General features: G+C 65.0%; 19 protein-coding genes. 9 read left to right on the forward strand and 10 right to left on the reverse strand.

The window, feature by feature from the left end; genetic code table 11:
- Positions 1 to 17 precede the first annotated feature (17 nt).
- Complete coding sequence (locus VGH98_12745; protein ID HEY2376838.1) at positions 18 to 1,013, forward strand: hypothetical protein; 996 nt, start codon at positions 18 to 20, stop codon at positions 1,011 to 1,013.
- A gap of 104 nt (positions 1,014 to 1,117) precedes the next feature.
- Here the strand turns inward: VGH98_12745 and VGH98_12750 are convergent, their stop codons facing one another.
- Both VGH98_12750 and VGH98_12755 read right to left on the reverse strand, forming a co-directional pair.
- Complete coding sequence (locus VGH98_12750; protein ID HEY2376839.1) at positions 1,118 to 2,296, reverse strand: Xaa-Pro peptidase family protein; 1,179 nt, start codon at positions 2,294 to 2,296, stop codon at positions 1,118 to 1,120.
- 26 nt (positions 2,297 to 2,322) lie between these two features.
- A complete protein-coding gene (locus VGH98_12755) occupies positions 2,323 to 2,979 on the reverse strand; it encodes a hypothetical protein (protein ID HEY2376840.1) in 657 nt (218 codons plus the stop codon).
- A gap of 86 nt (positions 2,980 to 3,065) precedes the next feature.
- Between VGH98_12755 and VGH98_12760 the strand changes: the two genes are divergently transcribed.
- The 8 genes from VGH98_12760 to VGH98_12795 all read left to right on the forward strand — a co-directional run bounded on the left by VGH98_12760 (position 3,066) and on the right by VGH98_12795 (position 9,636).
- The gene (locus VGH98_12760; protein ID HEY2376841.1) at positions 3,066 to 3,860 is read left to right on the forward strand and encodes a DUF92 domain-containing protein; all 795 of its coding nucleotides are present in this window, start codon (positions 3,066 to 3,068) and stop codon (positions 3,858 to 3,860) included.
- Positions 3,861 to 3,869: 9 nt separating this feature from the next.
- Positions 3,870 to 5,153 carry a geranylgeranyl reductase family protein gene (locus VGH98_12765; GenBank protein HEY2376842.1) on the forward strand — a complete coding sequence of 428 codons (1,284 nt, stop codon included), beginning with the start codon at positions 3,870 to 3,872 and terminating at the stop codon, positions 5,151 to 5,153.
- A complete protein-coding gene (locus VGH98_12770) occupies positions 5,150 to 5,623 on the forward strand; it encodes a flavin reductase family protein (protein ID HEY2376843.1) in 474 nt (157 codons plus the stop codon). Before VGH98_12765 ends, VGH98_12770 begins: the two co-directional genes overlap by 4 nt.
- Entirely contained in the window at positions 5,620 to 6,333 is a 714-nt protein-coding gene (locus tag VGH98_12775) for a methyltransferase domain-containing protein (GenBank protein ID HEY2376844.1), read from the forward strand. Before VGH98_12770 ends, VGH98_12775 begins: the two co-directional genes overlap by 4 nt.
- A gap of 5 nt (positions 6,334 to 6,338) precedes the next feature.
- A complete protein-coding gene (locus VGH98_12780; protein HEY2376845.1) occupies positions 6,339 to 6,887 on the forward strand; it encodes an SRPBCC family protein in 549 nt (182 codons plus the stop codon).
- A gap of 34 nt (positions 6,888 to 6,921) precedes the next feature.
- Positions 6,922 to 8,172, forward strand: coding sequence for a beta-ketoacyl-ACP synthase II (gene fabF, locus VGH98_12785; GenBank protein HEY2376846.1), 1,251 nt, complete (start codon positions 6,922 to 6,924; stop codon positions 8,170 to 8,172).
- Positions 8,173 to 8,271: 99 nt separating this feature from the next.
- Entirely contained in the window at positions 8,272 to 8,982 is a 711-nt protein-coding gene (locus VGH98_12790) for an aquaporin (GenBank protein HEY2376847.1), read from the forward strand.
- Between the two features lie 18 nt (positions 8,983 to 9,000).
- On the forward strand, positions 9,001 to 9,636 hold the full coding sequence (locus VGH98_12795; GenBank protein HEY2376848.1) for a DUF1707 domain-containing protein: 636 nt from the start codon (positions 9,001 to 9,003) through the stop codon (positions 9,634 to 9,636).
- A 36-nt stretch (positions 9,637 to 9,672) separates the two neighbouring features.
- On the opposite strand, the gene VGH98_12800 is transcribed toward VGH98_12795, so the two are convergent.
- From VGH98_12800 to ccsA, 8 genes are all read right to left on the reverse strand, one after another.
- Positions 9,673 to 10,215 (reverse strand): inorganic diphosphatase, encoded by a 543-nt coding sequence (locus VGH98_12800; protein ID HEY2376849.1) that lies wholly within the window; start codon positions 10,213 to 10,215, stop codon positions 9,673 to 9,675.
- Between the two features lie 6 nt (positions 10,216 to 10,221).
- Positions 10,222 to 11,274: an aldo/keto reductase gene (locus VGH98_12805; GenBank protein ID HEY2376850.1), complete on the reverse strand. Its 1,053-nt coding sequence runs from the start codon at positions 11,272 to 11,274 to the stop codon at positions 10,222 to 10,224.
- A gap of 11 nt (positions 11,275 to 11,285) precedes the next feature.
- Positions 11,286 to 12,281, reverse strand: coding sequence for a porphobilinogen synthase (gene hemB / locus VGH98_12810; GenBank protein HEY2376851.1), 996 nt, complete (start codon positions 12,279 to 12,281; stop codon positions 11,286 to 11,288).
- Positions 12,282 to 12,345: 64 nt separating this feature from the next.
- Positions 12,346 to 13,308 (reverse strand): hydroxymethylbilane synthase, encoded by a 963-nt coding sequence (gene hemC / locus VGH98_12815; GenBank protein HEY2376852.1) that lies wholly within the window; start codon positions 13,306 to 13,308, stop codon positions 12,346 to 12,348.
- Entirely contained in the window at positions 13,305 to 13,613 is a 309-nt protein-coding gene (locus VGH98_12820; protein ID HEY2376853.1) for a GNAT family N-acetyltransferase, read from the reverse strand. The genes hemC and VGH98_12820 overlap by 4 nt, the downstream gene beginning before the upstream one ends.
- Positions 13,610 to 15,157 (reverse strand): uroporphyrinogen-III C-methyltransferase, encoded by a 1,548-nt coding sequence (gene cobA, locus VGH98_12825; GenBank protein ID HEY2376854.1) that lies wholly within the window; start codon positions 15,155 to 15,157, stop codon positions 13,610 to 13,612. The genes VGH98_12820 and cobA overlap by 4 nt, the downstream gene beginning before the upstream one ends.
- Positions 15,147 to 15,323, reverse strand: coding sequence for a hypothetical protein (locus VGH98_12830; protein HEY2376855.1), 177 nt, complete (start codon positions 15,321 to 15,323; stop codon positions 15,147 to 15,149). Before VGH98_12830 ends, cobA begins: the two co-directional genes overlap by 11 nt.
- On the reverse strand, positions 15,323 to 16,009 hold the full coding sequence (ccsA, locus tag VGH98_12835; GenBank protein HEY2376856.1) for a cytochrome c biogenesis protein CcsA: 687 nt from the start codon (positions 16,007 to 16,009) through the stop codon (positions 15,323 to 15,325). The genes VGH98_12830 and ccsA overlap by 1 nt, the downstream gene beginning before the upstream one ends.
- Positions 16,010 to 16,013 lie beyond the last annotated feature (4 nt).

A 16,013-nucleotide genomic window follows, 5' to 3' on the forward strand; every position in this document is an offset into this window, starting at 1 on the left:
TTGTGTATGTGCCATCCATGAGAACCAATCGCTGGCTGTTGATTGCCGCGGCGTTCGTCGCCGCGGTCGGCGCATGCGCCGCCCGATCGCTCGGTGCAGTCGCGCGTCTTCGTGTGTGGGCGTTCACCGTACCGTGGGATGCAAACAGTAGCGCAATCGCTCGGTCGCACGCGACGCAGCTCGGCGCGGTAATCTCTGGGTGGATCCAACTCGACAGTCTCACGGGACAACCGTTCGCCGAGTTCCGTGACACGCTTGCGCGAAATGCCCCCTCGGGCATGCGGCTGATGGCGATCGTGACGAACGCCGTCGGCGGCCGGTTTCATCCGGATGCCGTGCGGCGACTGGCGTCAGATCCGTCGGCGTTATCACAGGCCGCGAGCGACATCGCGCGTCGCGCGACGAACGCGCACTATCGCGGACTCGTGATCGATCTCGAGGGATTTCTGCCCGGCGATCGCGACGTTGCGTCGACCGTCGTGCGCGCCATCGCCGATTCGGCGCGGCGGCGCGGCGTGACGCCGATTGCCGTCGCCGTTCCGGCCGTCGATACGGCGGCGTTTCCAGGGCGGAGCTTCGTGCCGTCCGCCGACTATTTACTCGTTATGCTGTACGATCAGCACTGGACGACATCGGCGCCGGGTCCCCTTGCCGCGCCGGATTGGGTGCGCGGCGCGACCGCGCTGCGGGTGGCGGAAGTCGGTGCGCAGCATGTCGTCGCCGCGTTGCCGCTGTACGGCTACCGCTGGCCCGCGACCGGACACGCGGCCGCGGTCACGTTCGCCGACGCGCAGCGCGATGCCGCCACCGCCAATGTTCAGCTCCAGCGCGACGCCGCCACGGCAACGCTTCACGCGACGAGTCCAGGCGCGTGGGACATGTGGGTCAGCGACGCAGGCCTCATCACCGCGTTGATCCGCGAAGTGCAAGCGCAGGGAGTGGAGACGATCGCTCTCTGGCGACTGGGGCAGGAAGATCCCGCGGTGTGGAGTGTATTAGCGCCTGGTCCTTAGGCTCTGACATCGTGAAGGCCGGGTCCGCGGGAACTGCGAAGACCGCGTAGAGTGCGGAAACCGCCCCTTAGTCAGTTCACGCGGTCCGCCTCTCAGCGCACAGCTCAGACTTCGATTAACTCCGTCTGATACACCTTCGGCGTTACCACCGCCTCACCCGGCAGCAGAAAGACATTCACCTCACTGCGCATCCCGATCCTGCCCGGTACATAGACGCCGGGCTCGATCGAGAAGCCGACGCCCGGGATGAGTAAACGCTCTTCCCGTGTCTCGAGATTGTCGAGGTGCGGGCCGGAGCCATGCAGATCGCGGGCGTCGATCGAATGGCCCGTCCGGTGCGTGAAGTACGAGCCGTAGCCGCGCTCGGCGATCACGCTCCGAGCGGCGTCGTCGACGTCAGCGCCGCGCAACGTTGTCCCTCGGGTCGATGCGTCCCGCACGATGGCGATCGCCCGGTCGCGGGCATCGCGCACGGCCAACCATATGCGCTTCGCCTCCGCGCTCGGCTCACCGACCGACGCAATCCACGTCTGGTCGGCGTAGACACCACCCTCCTCGCGCGCCCAGAGGTCGATGAGCAAAATCTCACCGACGCGAATCGGCCGCGGATGTCCTGGCGACGGCTCGTAGTGCGGGTTCGCCGCGTTCTCGCCAACCGAGACATTCGGGCCATGATCGGTCGAGAGACCGTGCGCGCGAAATTGCTCGAGGATCCAGCGCATCAGCTCGTGCTCGGTGATCTCGTGCCCTGCATGCGCGCGTCGCCCCGCCAACGCGAGCGCCTCACGAGCGATGCCGGCAACCACCTCTGCCGCGCGTTGGTGTGACTCGACGTCGTGCTCGCTCCATACTGCGTAGAACCGTGAGACGAGCTCGCCCGATGACACGACGTCCGCGCCCGTCGAGCGGACCATCTCGAGCACGCCGGCTGGTATGCGGTCCAGATACGGCACGGCGTCGCCTGGCGAGTACTCCATCGCGACTCGCTTGTTGGCCACGTAGCGCGCGAGCAGTGCTTCGAGCGATTTCCAGGAGCTATAGGTCTCGCGTTGCCACTGAGACGGCCAGTGAGCCCATGGTCCCTGTTCGATCACGTGCATGAAGGCGATCGGTGTCCCCTTTACTGGGATCCACGCCAGCTGCCGTCGCGTCGCCATTCCTTGGATGCGCAGCAACTCCTTCGCGATTGGATTCACTCCACGAAAGTCGAAGAGCAACCAACCGTCGACGCCCTGCTCGGCGAGCGCCTTCTGAAAAGTCTCGAGTGAATCAGGTGTTAGCATTCGACACGCGATATCATCACTCGGGTTCAAAGTTGCTCGTCTTCCTCGGCGCCGGCCTGCGACCGATCGAACGCGCGCCAGTCAGCGCGCCACTCGCAGCCACCTTCGCCGCGTGCCTCGCATCGCACGTGTTCTACGACGCCGATGCTGCCGATGAGGAGACGGAGCAGCTCGCGGAGACTCGATTCGTAGAACGCGCAGCCGACACTTCCGGGAGCCGTTCCCAATGTGATCGATCGGGGAACGTCGAGAAGAAGCGAGCTGCCCACGCGCCGCAAGTTCCCGCTCAGATAGCGCGAAGAGATCCGCTTCGCCCGTCGAAGCGCGACCGGCCGAGCGACGAGGGTCGGCATCGCCCGCAAGAGCTGTCGCGAGAAGGTCGAAACCGTGAGATAGGCCTCCTTCGCGAGGATCCTTCCCGCGGCCCGGAACACCGCTTCCGCATCCGGACGACGCCCGATCAGCCGAGCTAGTGCGATAGCTTCATCCTGAGCCGTGCGCTGCCGGCGGCGAACCGCTTCGCTGTACCGGCGGATTTGCGAGTAGATCGTGTCGCTCAACCCGAGGCGCTTATTGCGAAGCTCGTCAACGTATTCGGCCTCCAGCCCGTCTGCAGGCGTATCGACGTTGCGGACGGCCTGGAGGAGACTGAGGGGGAGGAGCGCGTCAACAGTGGCGAGCATTGCGATGCTTCAAGAGCGCCTTGCGAAATTCGGAGGTGGGAGTGCCAAGCTAATGCGCCAACGGGGCCGCTGGTAGGGCGTCGGCCGTGAGCGTCCTCGCACGACTAGCTATCGCGACGCTGATCGCTCTCTCGATCGCGCTGCTCGCACGGCGCGCTCGGGCACTCAGCCCCGATGGTGCCGTCGCGGCAACAATCGTCGGCATGCTCGCATTGCTCGCCGGATGGAAATGGGCTGCGGTGCTCATTCTCTACTTCGGTACGTCGAGTGCGTTGTCTCGATTCGGCGCGGATCGAAAAAGCGTCCGAACCACGAGCGTCATCGAGAAAGGCGGGGAGCGCGACGCGATGCAGGTGCTCGCGAACGGCGCCGTGTTCGCGATTGCCGCCGCACTAGCCGTCCTCGTTCCCGAGCATGCGACGCATTGGGTCGCCGTCGGCATCGGCGCATTGGCAGCATCCGCGAGCGATACGTGGGCAACCGAGATCGGAACGCTCGTCGGTGGCTCTCCGCGCTCGATCCTGAGCTTTGCGCAAGTAGCAACTGGAATGTCTGGCGGCGTTACTGTCGCTGGCAGCATCGCCGCGCTCGCTGGTGCTGCGTTCGTCGCCCTCGCTGCGTCGGCGCTCGCATGGCCGACGCGTGTTGCCGTGGCTGCGTTCGTCGCCGGAGTTGTCGGTTCGACGCTCGATTCCCTGCTGGGCGCCACGCTTCAGCTGCGACGCCGATGTGATCGCTGCGACTGCGCGACCGAACGAGACATGCACGACTGTGGGACGACGACGCGATTTGTCGGCGGCGTTCGATGGCTCGACAATGACGTTGTGAATCTCGTCTGCAGCGCGGTGGGCGGGTTGATGGCGCTTGCAATCACCGGGTAGAGTTCGGACATGACCGCCGTGGGAGTGCGGAGGCAGGGGGGAATCCACCCTGACGTCGTGATCGTCGGAGGCGGACCCGCGGGCAGTTCGCTCGCCGTGTCCCTGGCTCGTCGCGGTGCGCACGTGCTCATACTGGACCGCGCGCGCTTTCCGCGGCCGAAGCCATGTGCGGAGTATCTGAGTCCACAGGCGTCGCGCGTATTGCATTCAATGAGCGTGCTCGAGGACGTCGAACAGTCCGGCGCCGCGCAACTGGCCGGCATGGTGGTTCGCGCGCCGAACGGAACGCGCGTCGTCGGGGAGTTCGCGGGGTGCACGGTCAAGGGATTTCGCGATCGCGGTCTCTCCGTGCGACGCGAAGTCCTCGACGCGATTTTACTGCGCGCCGCGCAACGTGCCGGCGCCGAAATACGCGAGTCGACTCATGTCGTGGATGTGATTCGCGGCGCCGATGCCCGTGTGAGAGGCGTGCGGACCGCCGACGGAACCGACGTCGTCGCCGATGTCGTCGTCGGTGCGGACGGGCTGCGATCGGTCGTCGCTCGCCGGCTCGGTCTCGCGCGCTCGGCACGCTGGCCGCGGCGCTACGCGCTCGTCACGCACTATAGCGGGGTTGGCGAGATCGGCGAATGCGGCGAAATGCACGTCGAACCGGGTGGCTTCGTCGGCATTGCCGACGTCGGTGGCGGCCTAACGACTGTCGCACTGGTCGTTCCGAGTCGCCGCGCCAAGGAATTTGCGGGGGGACGTGAGGCATTTCTCGAGCGCTGGCTTGCCGAGCGACCCCAACTCTCGGCGCGATTTTCGGGGGCGACGCGCGTGTCGCCCGTGGTTGCCACCGGTCCGTTTGCTTCCCGCGCCAGGCGCGCCTGGTCACCAGGTGTGGCGCTGGTCGGAGACGCTGCCGACTTCTTCGATCCATTCACAGGCGAGGGCATCTACGCGGCGCTGCGAGGCGGCGAGATGCTCGCGCCATTCGTGGTCGACGCGTTAGGTGTCAGCTCTGCTCGTCACGCGGACGCGCAGTTGGCAGCATACGATCGCCTGCGGCGCCGCGAGTTCGGGGGCAAATGGATCGTCGAATGGATCATTGGCGCCGTCGTCGCGTCGCCGCGTTTGATGAACCGCGCTGCCCGCGTGCTCGCGGCGCGAAAGGACATGGCCGACCTCCTCGTTGGAGTCACTGGTGATTTCGTCCCCGCGAGCGCGGTCTTGAACCTCCGGTATATACTCTCACTCTTCGTCTTGCCGCTCTCACGCTCCGCGCGCAACGCTCCACGCTCCACGCGATGATCGACTCTGACGGATTCCGCGCCGCACTCGGCCGCTTTTCCTGTGGAATAACGATCGTCACCGCGTGCGATTCGAAGGGTCGCGACCACGGCATGACGGTGAGCGCGTTCTGCTCGGTGAGTCTCGACCCATCACTCGTGCTCGTCTGCATCGGCCACGACGCGTCGATGCACGGCCTCATGATGCGCGTCGAGCACATCGCGATCAGCGTGCTCTCGTCCGCGCAGGAAGCGCTGTCGCGCCGCTTCGCGGATCCAGAGACGGACCGATTCGATGGCGTTGGATACACGCGCGGCGAGAACGGTGTTGCGCTCCTCGACGACGCGCTCGTGCATCTCGAGTGCAAGGTGATCGCGCGTCACGAAGCAGGCGATCACACGATCGTCGTTTGTTCGGTCGATCGCGCGGAAGCATTCGATGCACGCCCTCTGCTCTATTATCGCGGCGGGTACGCACAGCTCGAGCGATGAGACTCACGACGCTCGAGATACTCGATGATCCCGCGATCGACCCCGCGCTTCGCCAGCGGTCGCATCGGGACGTCGAACGCTCCAACGTGCTCCTTGGCGGGCGCCGCGCCGTTATGCTCGCGTTGCGTCCTTTGTTCGACGAGATGGCTCGGGCTCGTGGATCCACTCGTCAGACGCCAGGCGCGACCATGTTGGACATCGGAACCGGACTGGCCGACCTTCCATGGCGTGCGCGCGAGATCGCTCGGCGTCGTGGCGTCGCGCTCAGCACCATTGCCCTGGACGGAGCTTTCAGCCTGATTGCCGCCGCACGCCATCGCGTGAACGCGACCGTCTGTGGGGACGCGCTCACACTCCCGTTCGCCGATCGGAGCGTCGATATCGTGCTCTGCTCACAGCTCCTGCACCATTTCGATGAGTCGCGCGGCGTGCAGCTCATCGCCGAATTGGACCGCGTGGCGCGCCGTCGCGTGGTCGTCAGCGACCTTCGGCGAAGCTGGCTCGCTGCCGCGGGCTTTACTGTCGCCGCCATCGCGTTGGGCTTTCATCCAATCACGCGGCACGATGGACGGCTTTCAGTATTGCGCGGCTTTACGGAAGGAGAACTGGGCGGTATGGTCGTGGCCGCAACCGGGATTCAGCCGGCCATTCGCCGGCGGCTCGGCTACCGGCTTACGGCGAGTTGGACGCCGTTGGCCATTCCAGCCTGACGAGGATGACAGATTCAACCAGCACGAGGGGCGAGCCGTTTGTTCTCCGCTCGCCGGCAAAGAACGCCAGGATGCACACGGTCGACGAGCGATTCGTCCGTTCGCGACTCGCGACGATCTTCCAGCTGGCGCTCGAGGTCGAGCGGTGGCCGGATCTGCTGCCGCACTACCGCTATGTCCGCTTCCGCGAACGAACGCGCGACGACGGAGGAGTCGTGGAGATGGCGGCGAATCGACCCTTCGGTCCCTTGAACTGGCCCACAAGGTGGGTGTCACAGATGTCAGTGCACCGCCGAGGAACCAAGGGAAGCGAGGAGCCGCGCATTCGATTCCGGCATATCGACGGGATCACTGCCGGAATGGACGTCGAGTGGAGCTTTCATCCCGATAAGGGCGGTACGCGCGTGCGCATCGTGCATGCGTGGAACGGGCCTCCGTGGCCCGTGGTTGGTGGTATGGCGGCGGCGAACGTCATCGGACCCGTGTTCGTGCACGGGATTGCGAGTCGCACACTGGAAGGGTTGGCGAAGGTTGCGGAACAGGAGCCGATCTAGCGGCTCGTTAGCCTCTCTTACTTTCGAGGTATTTGTGTCTTCTGCAGCAACGCGTCGCGTCGCGGTCACGGGGATCGGTATCGTCAGCCCGATCGGCATCGCGCGTGAAGGACTGTGGCAGGGTCTCTTGCAAGGGCGGTCGGCGGTGCGAACGGTCACGCGGTTCGATCCCGCAATGTTCCGCAGCCGCAACGCCGCGGAGATCAACGATTTTCACCCGACGGATTTTCTGGACCAGAAGCGATCGAAGCGGCTCGAGCGCTTTGGCCATTTCGCGGTGGCGTCAGCCCGTCTCGCGCTCGACGACAGCGGCATCGATCTCGCCCGCGAAGATCGCGAACGCATCGGTTCGATGATGGGGAGTGCGCTTGGCGGCGTCACCTACGCCGAGTCGCAGATGCACGTCTTCATGGAGAAGGGGCTCAAGGCACTCGATCCTGCGCTCGCGCTGATGGTGTTTGGCGGCGCGGCAAGCTGCAACATCGCCATCGAGTTCGGTCTGCAGGGACCGAACAGCACGAATGCGATGAGCTGCGCGTCGGGTACGATCGCGATTGGCGACGGATTCCGTGAAATTCGCGACGGGTACGCGGACGTGATGCTGTGCGGCGCCTCGGAGGCGCCATTGGCGCCGCTGACCTTCGGCGCCTTCGCGATCATTCGCGCGATGTCGACGCGCAACGACGAGCCGCATCGCGCTTCACGGCCCTTCGATCGCGATCGCGACGGTTTCGTGATGGGTGAAGGCGGCGCCGTGCTCGTGCTCGAGGAGTACGAGCGCGCCCAGGCGCGTGGCGCGCACGTCTACGCCGAAGTCGTTGGTTATGGAAATTCTAATGACGCGCACCATATGACCGCGCCGCGTCCGGACGGGTCCCAGGCCGCGCGCTCGATGCGACGCGCGCTCGACGACGGTCATGTCGTCCCGACGGATGTGGCGTACGTGAACGCCCACGGCAGCTCGACGCCCCTGAACGATTCGACGGAGACACTCGCGCTGAAGCAGGTGTTCGGCGACCATGCGCGCCAGCTGCAGGTGAGCAGCACCAAGGGCTACTACGGTCACGCGCTCGGCGCCTCCGGCGCTTTCGAAGCAGCGATCTGCGCGCTCGCGCTCGAGCGGCGCTGGTTGCCGCCGACGGTCAACCTCGATTGCCCCGACCAGAATTGCGATCTCGACTACATACCCAAAGCCGGTCGGCACCAGGAAGTTGAGTACGCGCTCAGCAACTCCTTCGGCTTCGGCGGAATCAACGCAGCGCTGGTGTTTCGACGCGCGGACTAGTGTCATCCTGAGCCAGCCGAAGGATGACAAGAGCGCCTTTGTCGTCCAGATTAACTGCGTCTGCCGTTTTGAGCGGTTTACCCGGCCTTGGAGCCCCGCATGCGTGACTCGTACCGCCATTTCGTCGCGGAGTTTGTCGGCACATTCGCACTCGTATTCATCGGCGGCGGCGCGATCATGGCCGCGGACCTCACTCACAATCCCGCTGGCATTACCCAGATCGCACTCGCGCACGGCCTTATCCTCGCGCTGATGGTCACGGCGACGATGCGCGTCTCCGGACATCTCAACCCCGCAGTCACGCTCGGTTTCGTCGTCACCAAGCGGATCGAGCCGGTCATGGCCTTCGTCTACCTCATCGCGCAGATCCTCGCCGGCGTCCTTGCCGCGTACGCGCTCCGTGGACTGTTCCCCGCTGCGGTCGCCACGAGCACGCGCCTTGGCGGTCAATCGGTCGCAATCGACGTGTCGACGCTCCAGGCAATCGTGCTCGAGTTCATCGCCACGTTCTTCCTCGTCTTCGTCGTCTTCGGGACGGCTGTCGATCCGAAGGCGCCGAAAGTCGGCGGCTTCGCGATCGGGCTCACCGTGGCGGCGGACATTCTCGCCATCGGCCCACTCACCGGCGGGTCGATGAATCCGGCGCGCTCGTTCGGCCCCGCGGTCGCAAGCGGTATCTTCGAGGGGCAGGCCGTCTATTGGATAGGGCCCATTCTCGGCGGCATCGCCGCCGCGCTGGTGTACGAAGCGCTCTTCATTCCGCACGGTACCGAACCGGTCGATCATGGCCCGGTCCGGCCCGTTGCCTAACGCTTCACTGCGCTGGAGATGTCGCCGCCACCGCCGGAGCAGCACCCGATCGTCTCGCTCAGCGACGAGCGTGACCGTGTCATTCAACAGCTCTCGGAGCACTTCGCGAACGATCGACTCTCGCTCGACGAGATGGAGTCGCGCATGGAGCTCGCCTACAAGGCCGCGACGATTGCCGACCTGCAGCGCCTAACGGCCGACCTGCCGAACAACGCGTCCACGTCGGTTCCGGCGCCGCTCGCGGCGGAAGAGTCGACGGCGATCGCTCCCGATCGCGAGCGCGTGTTCTCGGTGATGAGCGAGACCCGTCGGGCCGGTCCCTGGATCGTCCCGCAGCGGCTCGATCTGTTGGCGATGATGTCGGATACCACCATCGATCTCACCCAGGCCACGCTGCCGACGGGGATCATCGACATCCACGTGCGCTCGATCATGGCCGCGGTGAAGATCGTGGTGCCACCCGGCATTCAGGTCGTAAGCCGGGTCGGCTCGCTGATGAGTAGCGTCCATGGTGGGGGAGAGCCTAGCGAGGGAAGCGAGGCGTGGAAAGCCGGAACGGTTGTCCGGCTCACTGGCTGGGCGCTGATGGCCGAAGTGCAGACGAAGGTCCGGCGTCGCGAGCGCCGCACCGGCGATACGACGACGGACGAATAGAGGCAGTCGCCCTACCCTTTGTCGCCCTCGGCCGCGTCAGGGGCCGAACGCCATGTACGACTCGTCGTAGCGCTTGATGCCGTCGATGATCGCATCCATCGCTTTCAGGCTCTTCTCCCATCCCACGATCTGCACGCGCTTCCCCTCGAGATCCTTGTAGCGCTGAAAGAAATGCTCCACCTCCTTCAGCACATGCTGCGGCGCGTCGGCGATATCGAACCACTCCTGATGATACGGGTCGTGGAGCGGCACGGCGAGGATCTTGTCGTCCGGTTCACCACGATCCAGCATCCGCAGCACGCCTAACGGGCGCACATCGATCAGGCAACCCGGAAACGTCTCCTCGGTGACGAGTACGACCACGTCACACGGATCCCCGTCTTCGGCCAACGTCCGCGGTATAAAGCCGTAGTCGCCTGGATAGTGCATCGAGGAATACAGCACCCGGTCCAACTTCATGAGACCGGTCTCTTTGTCGAGCTCGTACTTGTTGCGGCTGCCGGAGGGAATCTCGACGACAGCCGTGACCTCCTCGGGCGGACGACGCCCCGGAGAGAGGTCTTTCCAGAGATGAAGCATGAGGCGCTAGGCGGTATGCCCCGCGCTCACCGCACTGCGCTCCATCGTGCCCTTGTAGACCATCGGCTCTTCGACGACGCCGAAGTTGTCGGCCGCGAGCTGCGCCACGTGCTCCATCTCGTCGATCGTTAGGTCCGGTTGGTCGCTTGCCGAGGCAAACTCGTCGAGCTGCGCGTCGTCATAGATGTTCGGCAGCGTCGTGACGACGAGCGGCTCGGCGAGGAGCCACCTGAGCGCGGCCTGTCCAAGCGTCATCCGCGCCGTGAGGAAGTCGAGCGTCCGGACCTTCTTGATTCCATTGATCAGCCAGGAGCGCGGCCGGTGACGACGATGATCGTTAGGCGGGAAGACCGTGTCCTCGGTGTATTTTCCTTCCAGCATGCCCGATGCATGCGTCACTCGAATATTGAAGCAGCAGGTCGGTGCGTTCTCGCGCGCCGCGGCGAGCATTGCGCTTCCTGGATGTTGTTCCAACACATTCCAGATCATCTGAATCGTGTCGATGTCCCGCTCGCGCTCCATGAGCTCGACGGCTTCGTACAGCCAGCCGATCGCAGGACCGAACGCCGCGCCCCACGCACGAAGCTTCCCCTCCTTCTTGAGCGCGCGCAACGTGTCCCACAGCTCGGGCTGGCGCACCTGCTCCATCTTGACGTTATGAATTTGCAAAACGTCGATGTAGTCGGTGTCGAGCCGCTCGAGGCACTGATCGACGGCAAACCGGATGTACGTGGGATCCGTGCGCATTGGCAGCTCGCTCTGCCCGCGTCGCGCAAGCTGCGCCGCTTCGTCGTAGATGTCGTAACCGACCTTGGTGCCGATCACCACGTCGCCGCGCCGTCGCTTGAATGCCGTCGCGAGCTGTCGCTCGGCCCGGCCGTTGCCGTACGTATCCGCGGCGTCGAAGAAGGTCACGCCGTGCTCGTCGTGCGCCCGTCGCAACATCTCCACCGCCTCGTCGTCGGTGCGCTCGCCCCACCAGCCGGTGGACAGCGTCCACGTGCCGAAGCCGACTTCGGATACGATGACGCCGGCGCCTGGAAATTTTCTGTATCTCATCGCTCTCAAAGCTAGCCGACCGCGCCGCCCGATGTCGCCAGGGCTCGGGCCACCTCGGTGGCGAAGTAGCTGATGACGATATCTGCGCCCGCACGACGAATGCCGATGAGCGACTCCATCATGACGCGCTCGCCATCGATCCAGCCGCGCTCGGCCGCTGCCTTGATCATCGCAAACTCGCCGCTCACCTGATAAGCGACAACCGGATAACCCGTCTCCTGCTTCACGCGCTGAATGACGTCGAGGTATGGACCGGCGGGCTTGACCATGATCATGTCCGCTCCCTCCTCGACGTCCAACCACACTTCCCGCATCGCCTCGTCGATGTTCGCCGAGTCCATCTGGTAGCCGCGCCGATCGCCACTCTGCGGTGTCGATTCGGCGGCTTCGCGAAACGGGCCGTAGCAGCCGCTGGCGAACTTGGCCGCGTAGCTCAGGATCGGCGTGTTCGCGAAGCCGGCGCCGTCGAGTGCCTGACGAATCGCCCGCACTCGGCCATCCATCATATCACTCGGCGCAACGATGTCCGCTCCCGCGCGCGCGTGCGAGAGGGCCTCTTTCGATAGCAGCTCGAGTGTGGCGTCGTTGTCCACCTCGCCGTCCTTGAGCACGCCGCAGTGTCCGTGATCGGTGTATTCACACATGCAGACGTCGGTGATCACGACGAGCCGCGGCGTCTCACGCTTGAGCGCACGCACCGCCTCCTGCACCGGGCCGCGATCGTCCCAGGCCGAGGAGCCGATTGCATCTTTGACGTCCGGTAAGCCGAACAGCAGGACACCGCCTATGCCTAACCGCTCCGCCTCGCGCGCGTCACGCAACATTTCGTCGACGGATGTCTGACACACGCCAGGCATCGAACCAACAGCCTGCCTGATGCCCCGCCCTGATCGAACAAAGAGTGGAAGGACGAGCTGTGCCGGCGCGAGCTCCGTCTCGCGCACCATCCGGCGAAGCGCATCGGTCCGACGCAGTCGCCGCGGCCGATACGAGGGGAAACTGGGCATGCTGCCAAAGATACCGCGCGGCAGCGCGCACAGCGACGCAGCCTGTCGCTCACGAGCCAGTCGGCTATTCCGGCTGCGGTGACGGAACCTGCTCGGCGCGCCTCAAGCCCTCGAGAATCTCCGTCGCGCCACGGCCGCGGAGCTCGTTGGCGAGACGAATGCCACTCAGCTCCGGATTCTCAGCGTCGATCGCGTAATTGCCGCGCACGATTTGCCGTCCATGCACGTCGGCGATGAGCCCATACAGTGTCAGTATGCCGTCGTGCTCCTGCGCCAGCGCACCGATCGGGACCTGACATCCGCCTTCGAGCGCGTCGAGAAACGCCCGCTCGGCTCGGACCTGCAGCCACGTTTCCGCATCATGCACCTCGGCAAGTAGCGCCCGCATGGAGGCATCATCTTCGCGGATCTCGACGGCAATCGCACCCTGGCCGGCCGCGGGCAGCCAGTCCGGCGCGTCGAGATAAGAGGCTATGTGCTGCGAGACGCCGAGTCGGTGCACACCGGCCGCGGCGAGGATAGCCGCGTGGACCTGACCGTCGTCGACTTTGCGAATGCGCGTCGGCACGTTGCCGCGCAGCGTGACAACGTCGACATCAGAACGGAGCGCCATGAGCTGCGCGCGCCGGCGAAGGCTCGACGTTCCGACGCGGGATCCCCGCGGCAGCTCCGCAATCGACGTCGCGCCGGTGACACTGTTGACGATCAAGACGTCGCGCGGATCTTCCCGCGGCAGCACCGCGCCAATCGTTAGGCCATCGGGCAGTTCCGTCGGCAGGTCCTTCAGGGAATGCACGCAGCAATCGACGACGCCTTTCGCGAGGTCGACCTCGAGCTCTTTCGTGAACAACCCCTTCCCCCCGATCGCGCTCAACGGCTCTTCGAGCTTCTTGTCGCCTGTCGTCTTGTACGTTTTCAACTCCGCGGCGACGCCCGAGCGCGCGAGCGCGGATTGCACCTGCCGCGCCTGGCGCAGCGCGAGCTCGGACGATCTCGTAGCGATGAGAAGACTCTTTGTCTCGCTCACCGTCCTCCCGTGAGAAGTGGCTCGTACTCCGGATGGCGTTTGATGTAGCTCGCAATGAACGGACAGCGCGCGACCACGCGCCAGCCTTCGCCACGCGCCCGCTCGAGTACCGCGCGCGCGAGCACATTTGCCAGACCCCGGCCTTGCAGTTCCTTCGGCACCTCGGTGTGGACCAAGATGATGGTGTCGCCATGCTTGATGTAGGAGACGAACGCGACATAGCCATTGATATGGGCCTCGAATTGGCTCGCCTCCGGATTGTCGACGACCGCAATCTGCTCCTGGCTGCCCGTGGTTTCGCTCATGCGAACGTTTCGCTCCTTCGCGAAGCTCCGTGCGCGACAATGGCATCGACGAGAGATGGAATCGTCGACGGCGATGCTTCCAAGCATACCTCCAGTCCCGCTTCGCGTGCCGCCGCGGATGTCGCCGGGCCTATCGACGCCACCCCGAGTGGACCTCCATACGCACCAACGGCATCGATGTACGCCCGTACGGCAGACGCCGAGGTGAACGCCACCAACGAGCGTTCGTCGCCGGCCAACGCGAACTGTCGCATCGCTTCCTGACTCGCCAGATCGGGCACCGATCGGTAGATCGGGACGACGTCGACGCGGGCGCCGATATCCGTCAAGCCGTTAGGCAGCACGTCGCGCGCCCCCTCCGCCGCAACGTAGAGTATCCGCGCGTCGCGAACGTCGTCGCGCTTCGACATCACCTCGAGCACACCCTCCGCGACAAAACGCTCCGGGGCGACGTCCACCGAGATGCCATGCGTAAGCAATGCGTCACTCGTCGCGGGTCCAACGGCAGCGACTCGTAAGCCCCCGAGCACGCGCGTGTCGAGCTTGCAATCATACAGAATTCTCCAGAACAATTCGACGCCATTCTGACTCGTGAACACGATCCAGTCATATGCATCGAGATGTGAGAGCGCCGCGCGCAGGTGGCCCGGATCGAGCGGTTCGATCCGTGTCGCTGGTACTTCCACCACCTCCGCTCCCGCGCCGGCGAGCAGTTCGCCGAGTCTCGATGACGGCACTTGCGCGCGCGTGACGAGGATTCGCCACCCGAAGAGAGGTCGTCGCTCGAACCACGCAATCTCCTCCCGTAGCCGAACGACCTCGCCAATGACGAAGATCACGGGCGCCTCGAGCTCCGCTGCCGTCGCGCGGTCCGCGAGCGTCGCCAGCGTCCCGACGACCGTGCGCTGCTCGGGGTGTGTCCCCCATTGAATCGCCGCCGCGGGCGTGTCAGCGGCGAGTCCCGCGCCGCGCAGCGAAGCGACGATTCGCGGCAACGCTCCCACGCCCATGTAGAGCACGATCGTCCCTCCTGCTCGCGCGAGCGCATCCCAATCGACCGTTGGCGCGCCTTTCGTCGAATCCTCGTGACCGGTCACGAACGTGACCGATGTCGCCAGCCCGCGATGCGTGACAGGAATGCCGGCGCAGGCAGGCGCTGCAATGCCCGCCGTGACTCCAGGCACGACTTCGAAGGGTATCCCTGCGCGCGCGAGCGTCTGCGCTTCCTCACTGCCGCGGCCGAAGACGAACGAATCCCCACCCTTGAGACGAACCACCCTCTTCCCCTCGCGTGCGAGCCTAACGAGCAAGGCGTTGATCTCCTCCTGCCTCGCCGAATCGACGCTCCCTCCTCGCTTCCCGACATCGTAGCGCTCCGCCGCGATCCCGGCGAGCAGTGCCGGATTGGCGAGCGCGTCGTACACGACGGCATCGCAACTCGCGAGAAGCTCGCGTCCACGAACGGTGAAGAGTCCCGGATCTCCCGGTCCGGCGCCCACGAGATAGACGATCCCTCGATCGACGCCGGCTTCCTTAGATGCCACGAGTCGCTCGCGCCTCCCCGTCGCGGGCCGCGCGGAGCTGCGCCCGGACCCGTCTCGCCCGCCACCACAGCGCGAGCGCGTACGCACCGTAGGCAACGACCACCCACGTGTAGGCGATGCGATAATACGCCGCCGTATCGGGCGGCCCGCCAGATTGGAGGATCATCAGTCGCCTGCCTCGCTTTCGAGAGCCCGCAGTGCGTCCCGGTCGACGCCGTAACGATATCGCGCTCCGATCAGCGAGACGCACAGGAGCGTGCACGCACCCCACATCACGAGAAAGGTGATGAGCATCTCGGTCGGCATCGACGGCTTGTCGGGCTTCAGCAGAATCGGCTTCGGGTGCAGCGTATTGAAGAGGTAGACGCTGAGGTGAATGAACGGAATCAACAACGCGGCCAGTATGCCAAGCACCGCCGAATAACGCGCCCGCATCGCCACATCGTCCACGGCGCCACGCATGACGAGATACCCCGCCGTGAGGAACCAGAGAAAGAGCGTCAGCGTTAGGCGCGCGTCCCACGTCCACCACGTGCCCCAGATGGGCTTTGCCCACAGTGGGCCGGTCGTGAGAACGATCGTGAGGAAAACGAGGCCGACCTCACCCGCGCTTTCCGCCAATCGATCGGCGCGCTCGTCGTGCAGCCACAGATAAACGATCGACATCAGGGCAACGACGCTCAGGGCGAGATAGGCGCTGATCGCCGCCGACACGTGAACGTAGTAGATCTTCTGCGCCGCGCCCTGCAGCGCCTCGATCGGCGTGAAGAAGATGGCGCGGATGTATGCGGCCACCATGCATACGACCGCGGCGGCGAACGGCCAACCGAACAGCGGTCGCCGTGCAGTCATCGCG

The organism is Gemmatimonadaceae bacterium, from assembly GCA_036496605.1.
Taxonomy (GTDB): Bacteria; Gemmatimonadota; Gemmatimonadetes; order Gemmatimonadales; family Gemmatimonadaceae; genus AG2.

Bases quoted from the DNA above. Each gene is read 5' to 3' on its own strand.
- VGH98_12780 (HEY2376845.1), top strand. From the start codon at position 6,339: ATGACAGATTCAACCAGCACGAGGGGCGAGCCGTTTGTTCTCCGCTCG.
- VGH98_12805 (HEY2376850.1), bottom strand. From the start codon at position 11,274: ATGAGATACAGAAAATTTCCAGGCGCCGGCGTCATCGTATCCGAAGTC.
- VGH98_12820 (HEY2376853.1), bottom strand. From the start codon at position 13,613: ATGAGCGAAACCACGGGCAGCCAGGAGCAGATTGCGGTCGTCGACAAT.
- VGH98_12755 (HEY2376840.1), bottom strand. From the start codon at position 2,979: ATGCTCGCCACTGTTGACGCGCTCCTCCCCCTCAGTCTCCTCCAGGCC.
- VGH98_12790 (HEY2376847.1), top strand. From the start codon at position 8,272: ATGCGTGACTCGTACCGCCATTTCGTCGCGGAGTTTGTCGGCACATTC.
- VGH98_12745 (HEY2376838.1), top strand. From the start codon at position 18: ATGAGAACCAATCGCTGGCTGTTGATTGCCGCGGCGTTCGTCGCCGCG.
- VGH98_12770 (HEY2376843.1), top strand. From the start codon at position 5,150: ATGATCGACTCTGACGGATTCCGCGCCGCACTCGGCCGCTTTTCCTGT.
- VGH98_12830 (HEY2376855.1), bottom strand. From the start codon at position 15,323: ATGATCCTCCAATCTGGCGGGCCGCCCGATACGGCGGCGTATTATCGC.
- VGH98_12795 (HEY2376848.1), top strand. From the start codon at position 9,001: ATGTCGCCGCCACCGCCGGAGCAGCACCCGATCGTCTCGCTCAGCGAC.
- VGH98_12765 (HEY2376842.1), top strand. From the start codon at position 3,870: ATGACCGCCGTGGGAGTGCGGAGGCAGGGGGGAATCCACCCTGACGTC.
- ccsA (HEY2376856.1), bottom strand. From the start codon at position 16,009: ATGACTGCACGGCGACCGCTGTTCGGTTGGCCGTTCGCCGCCGCGGTC.
- VGH98_12775 (HEY2376844.1), top strand. From the start codon at position 5,620: ATGAGACTCACGACGCTCGAGATACTCGATGATCCCGCGATCGACCCC.
- VGH98_12750 (HEY2376839.1), bottom strand. From the start codon at position 2,296: ATGCTAACACCTGATTCACTCGAGACTTTTCAGAAGGCGCTCGCCGAG.
- hemB (HEY2376851.1), bottom strand. From the start codon at position 12,281: ATGCCCAGTTTCCCCTCGTATCGGCCGCGGCGACTGCGTCGGACCGAT.
- VGH98_12800 (HEY2376849.1), bottom strand. From the start codon at position 10,215: ATGCTTCATCTCTGGAAAGACCTCTCTCCGGGGCGTCGTCCGCCCGAG.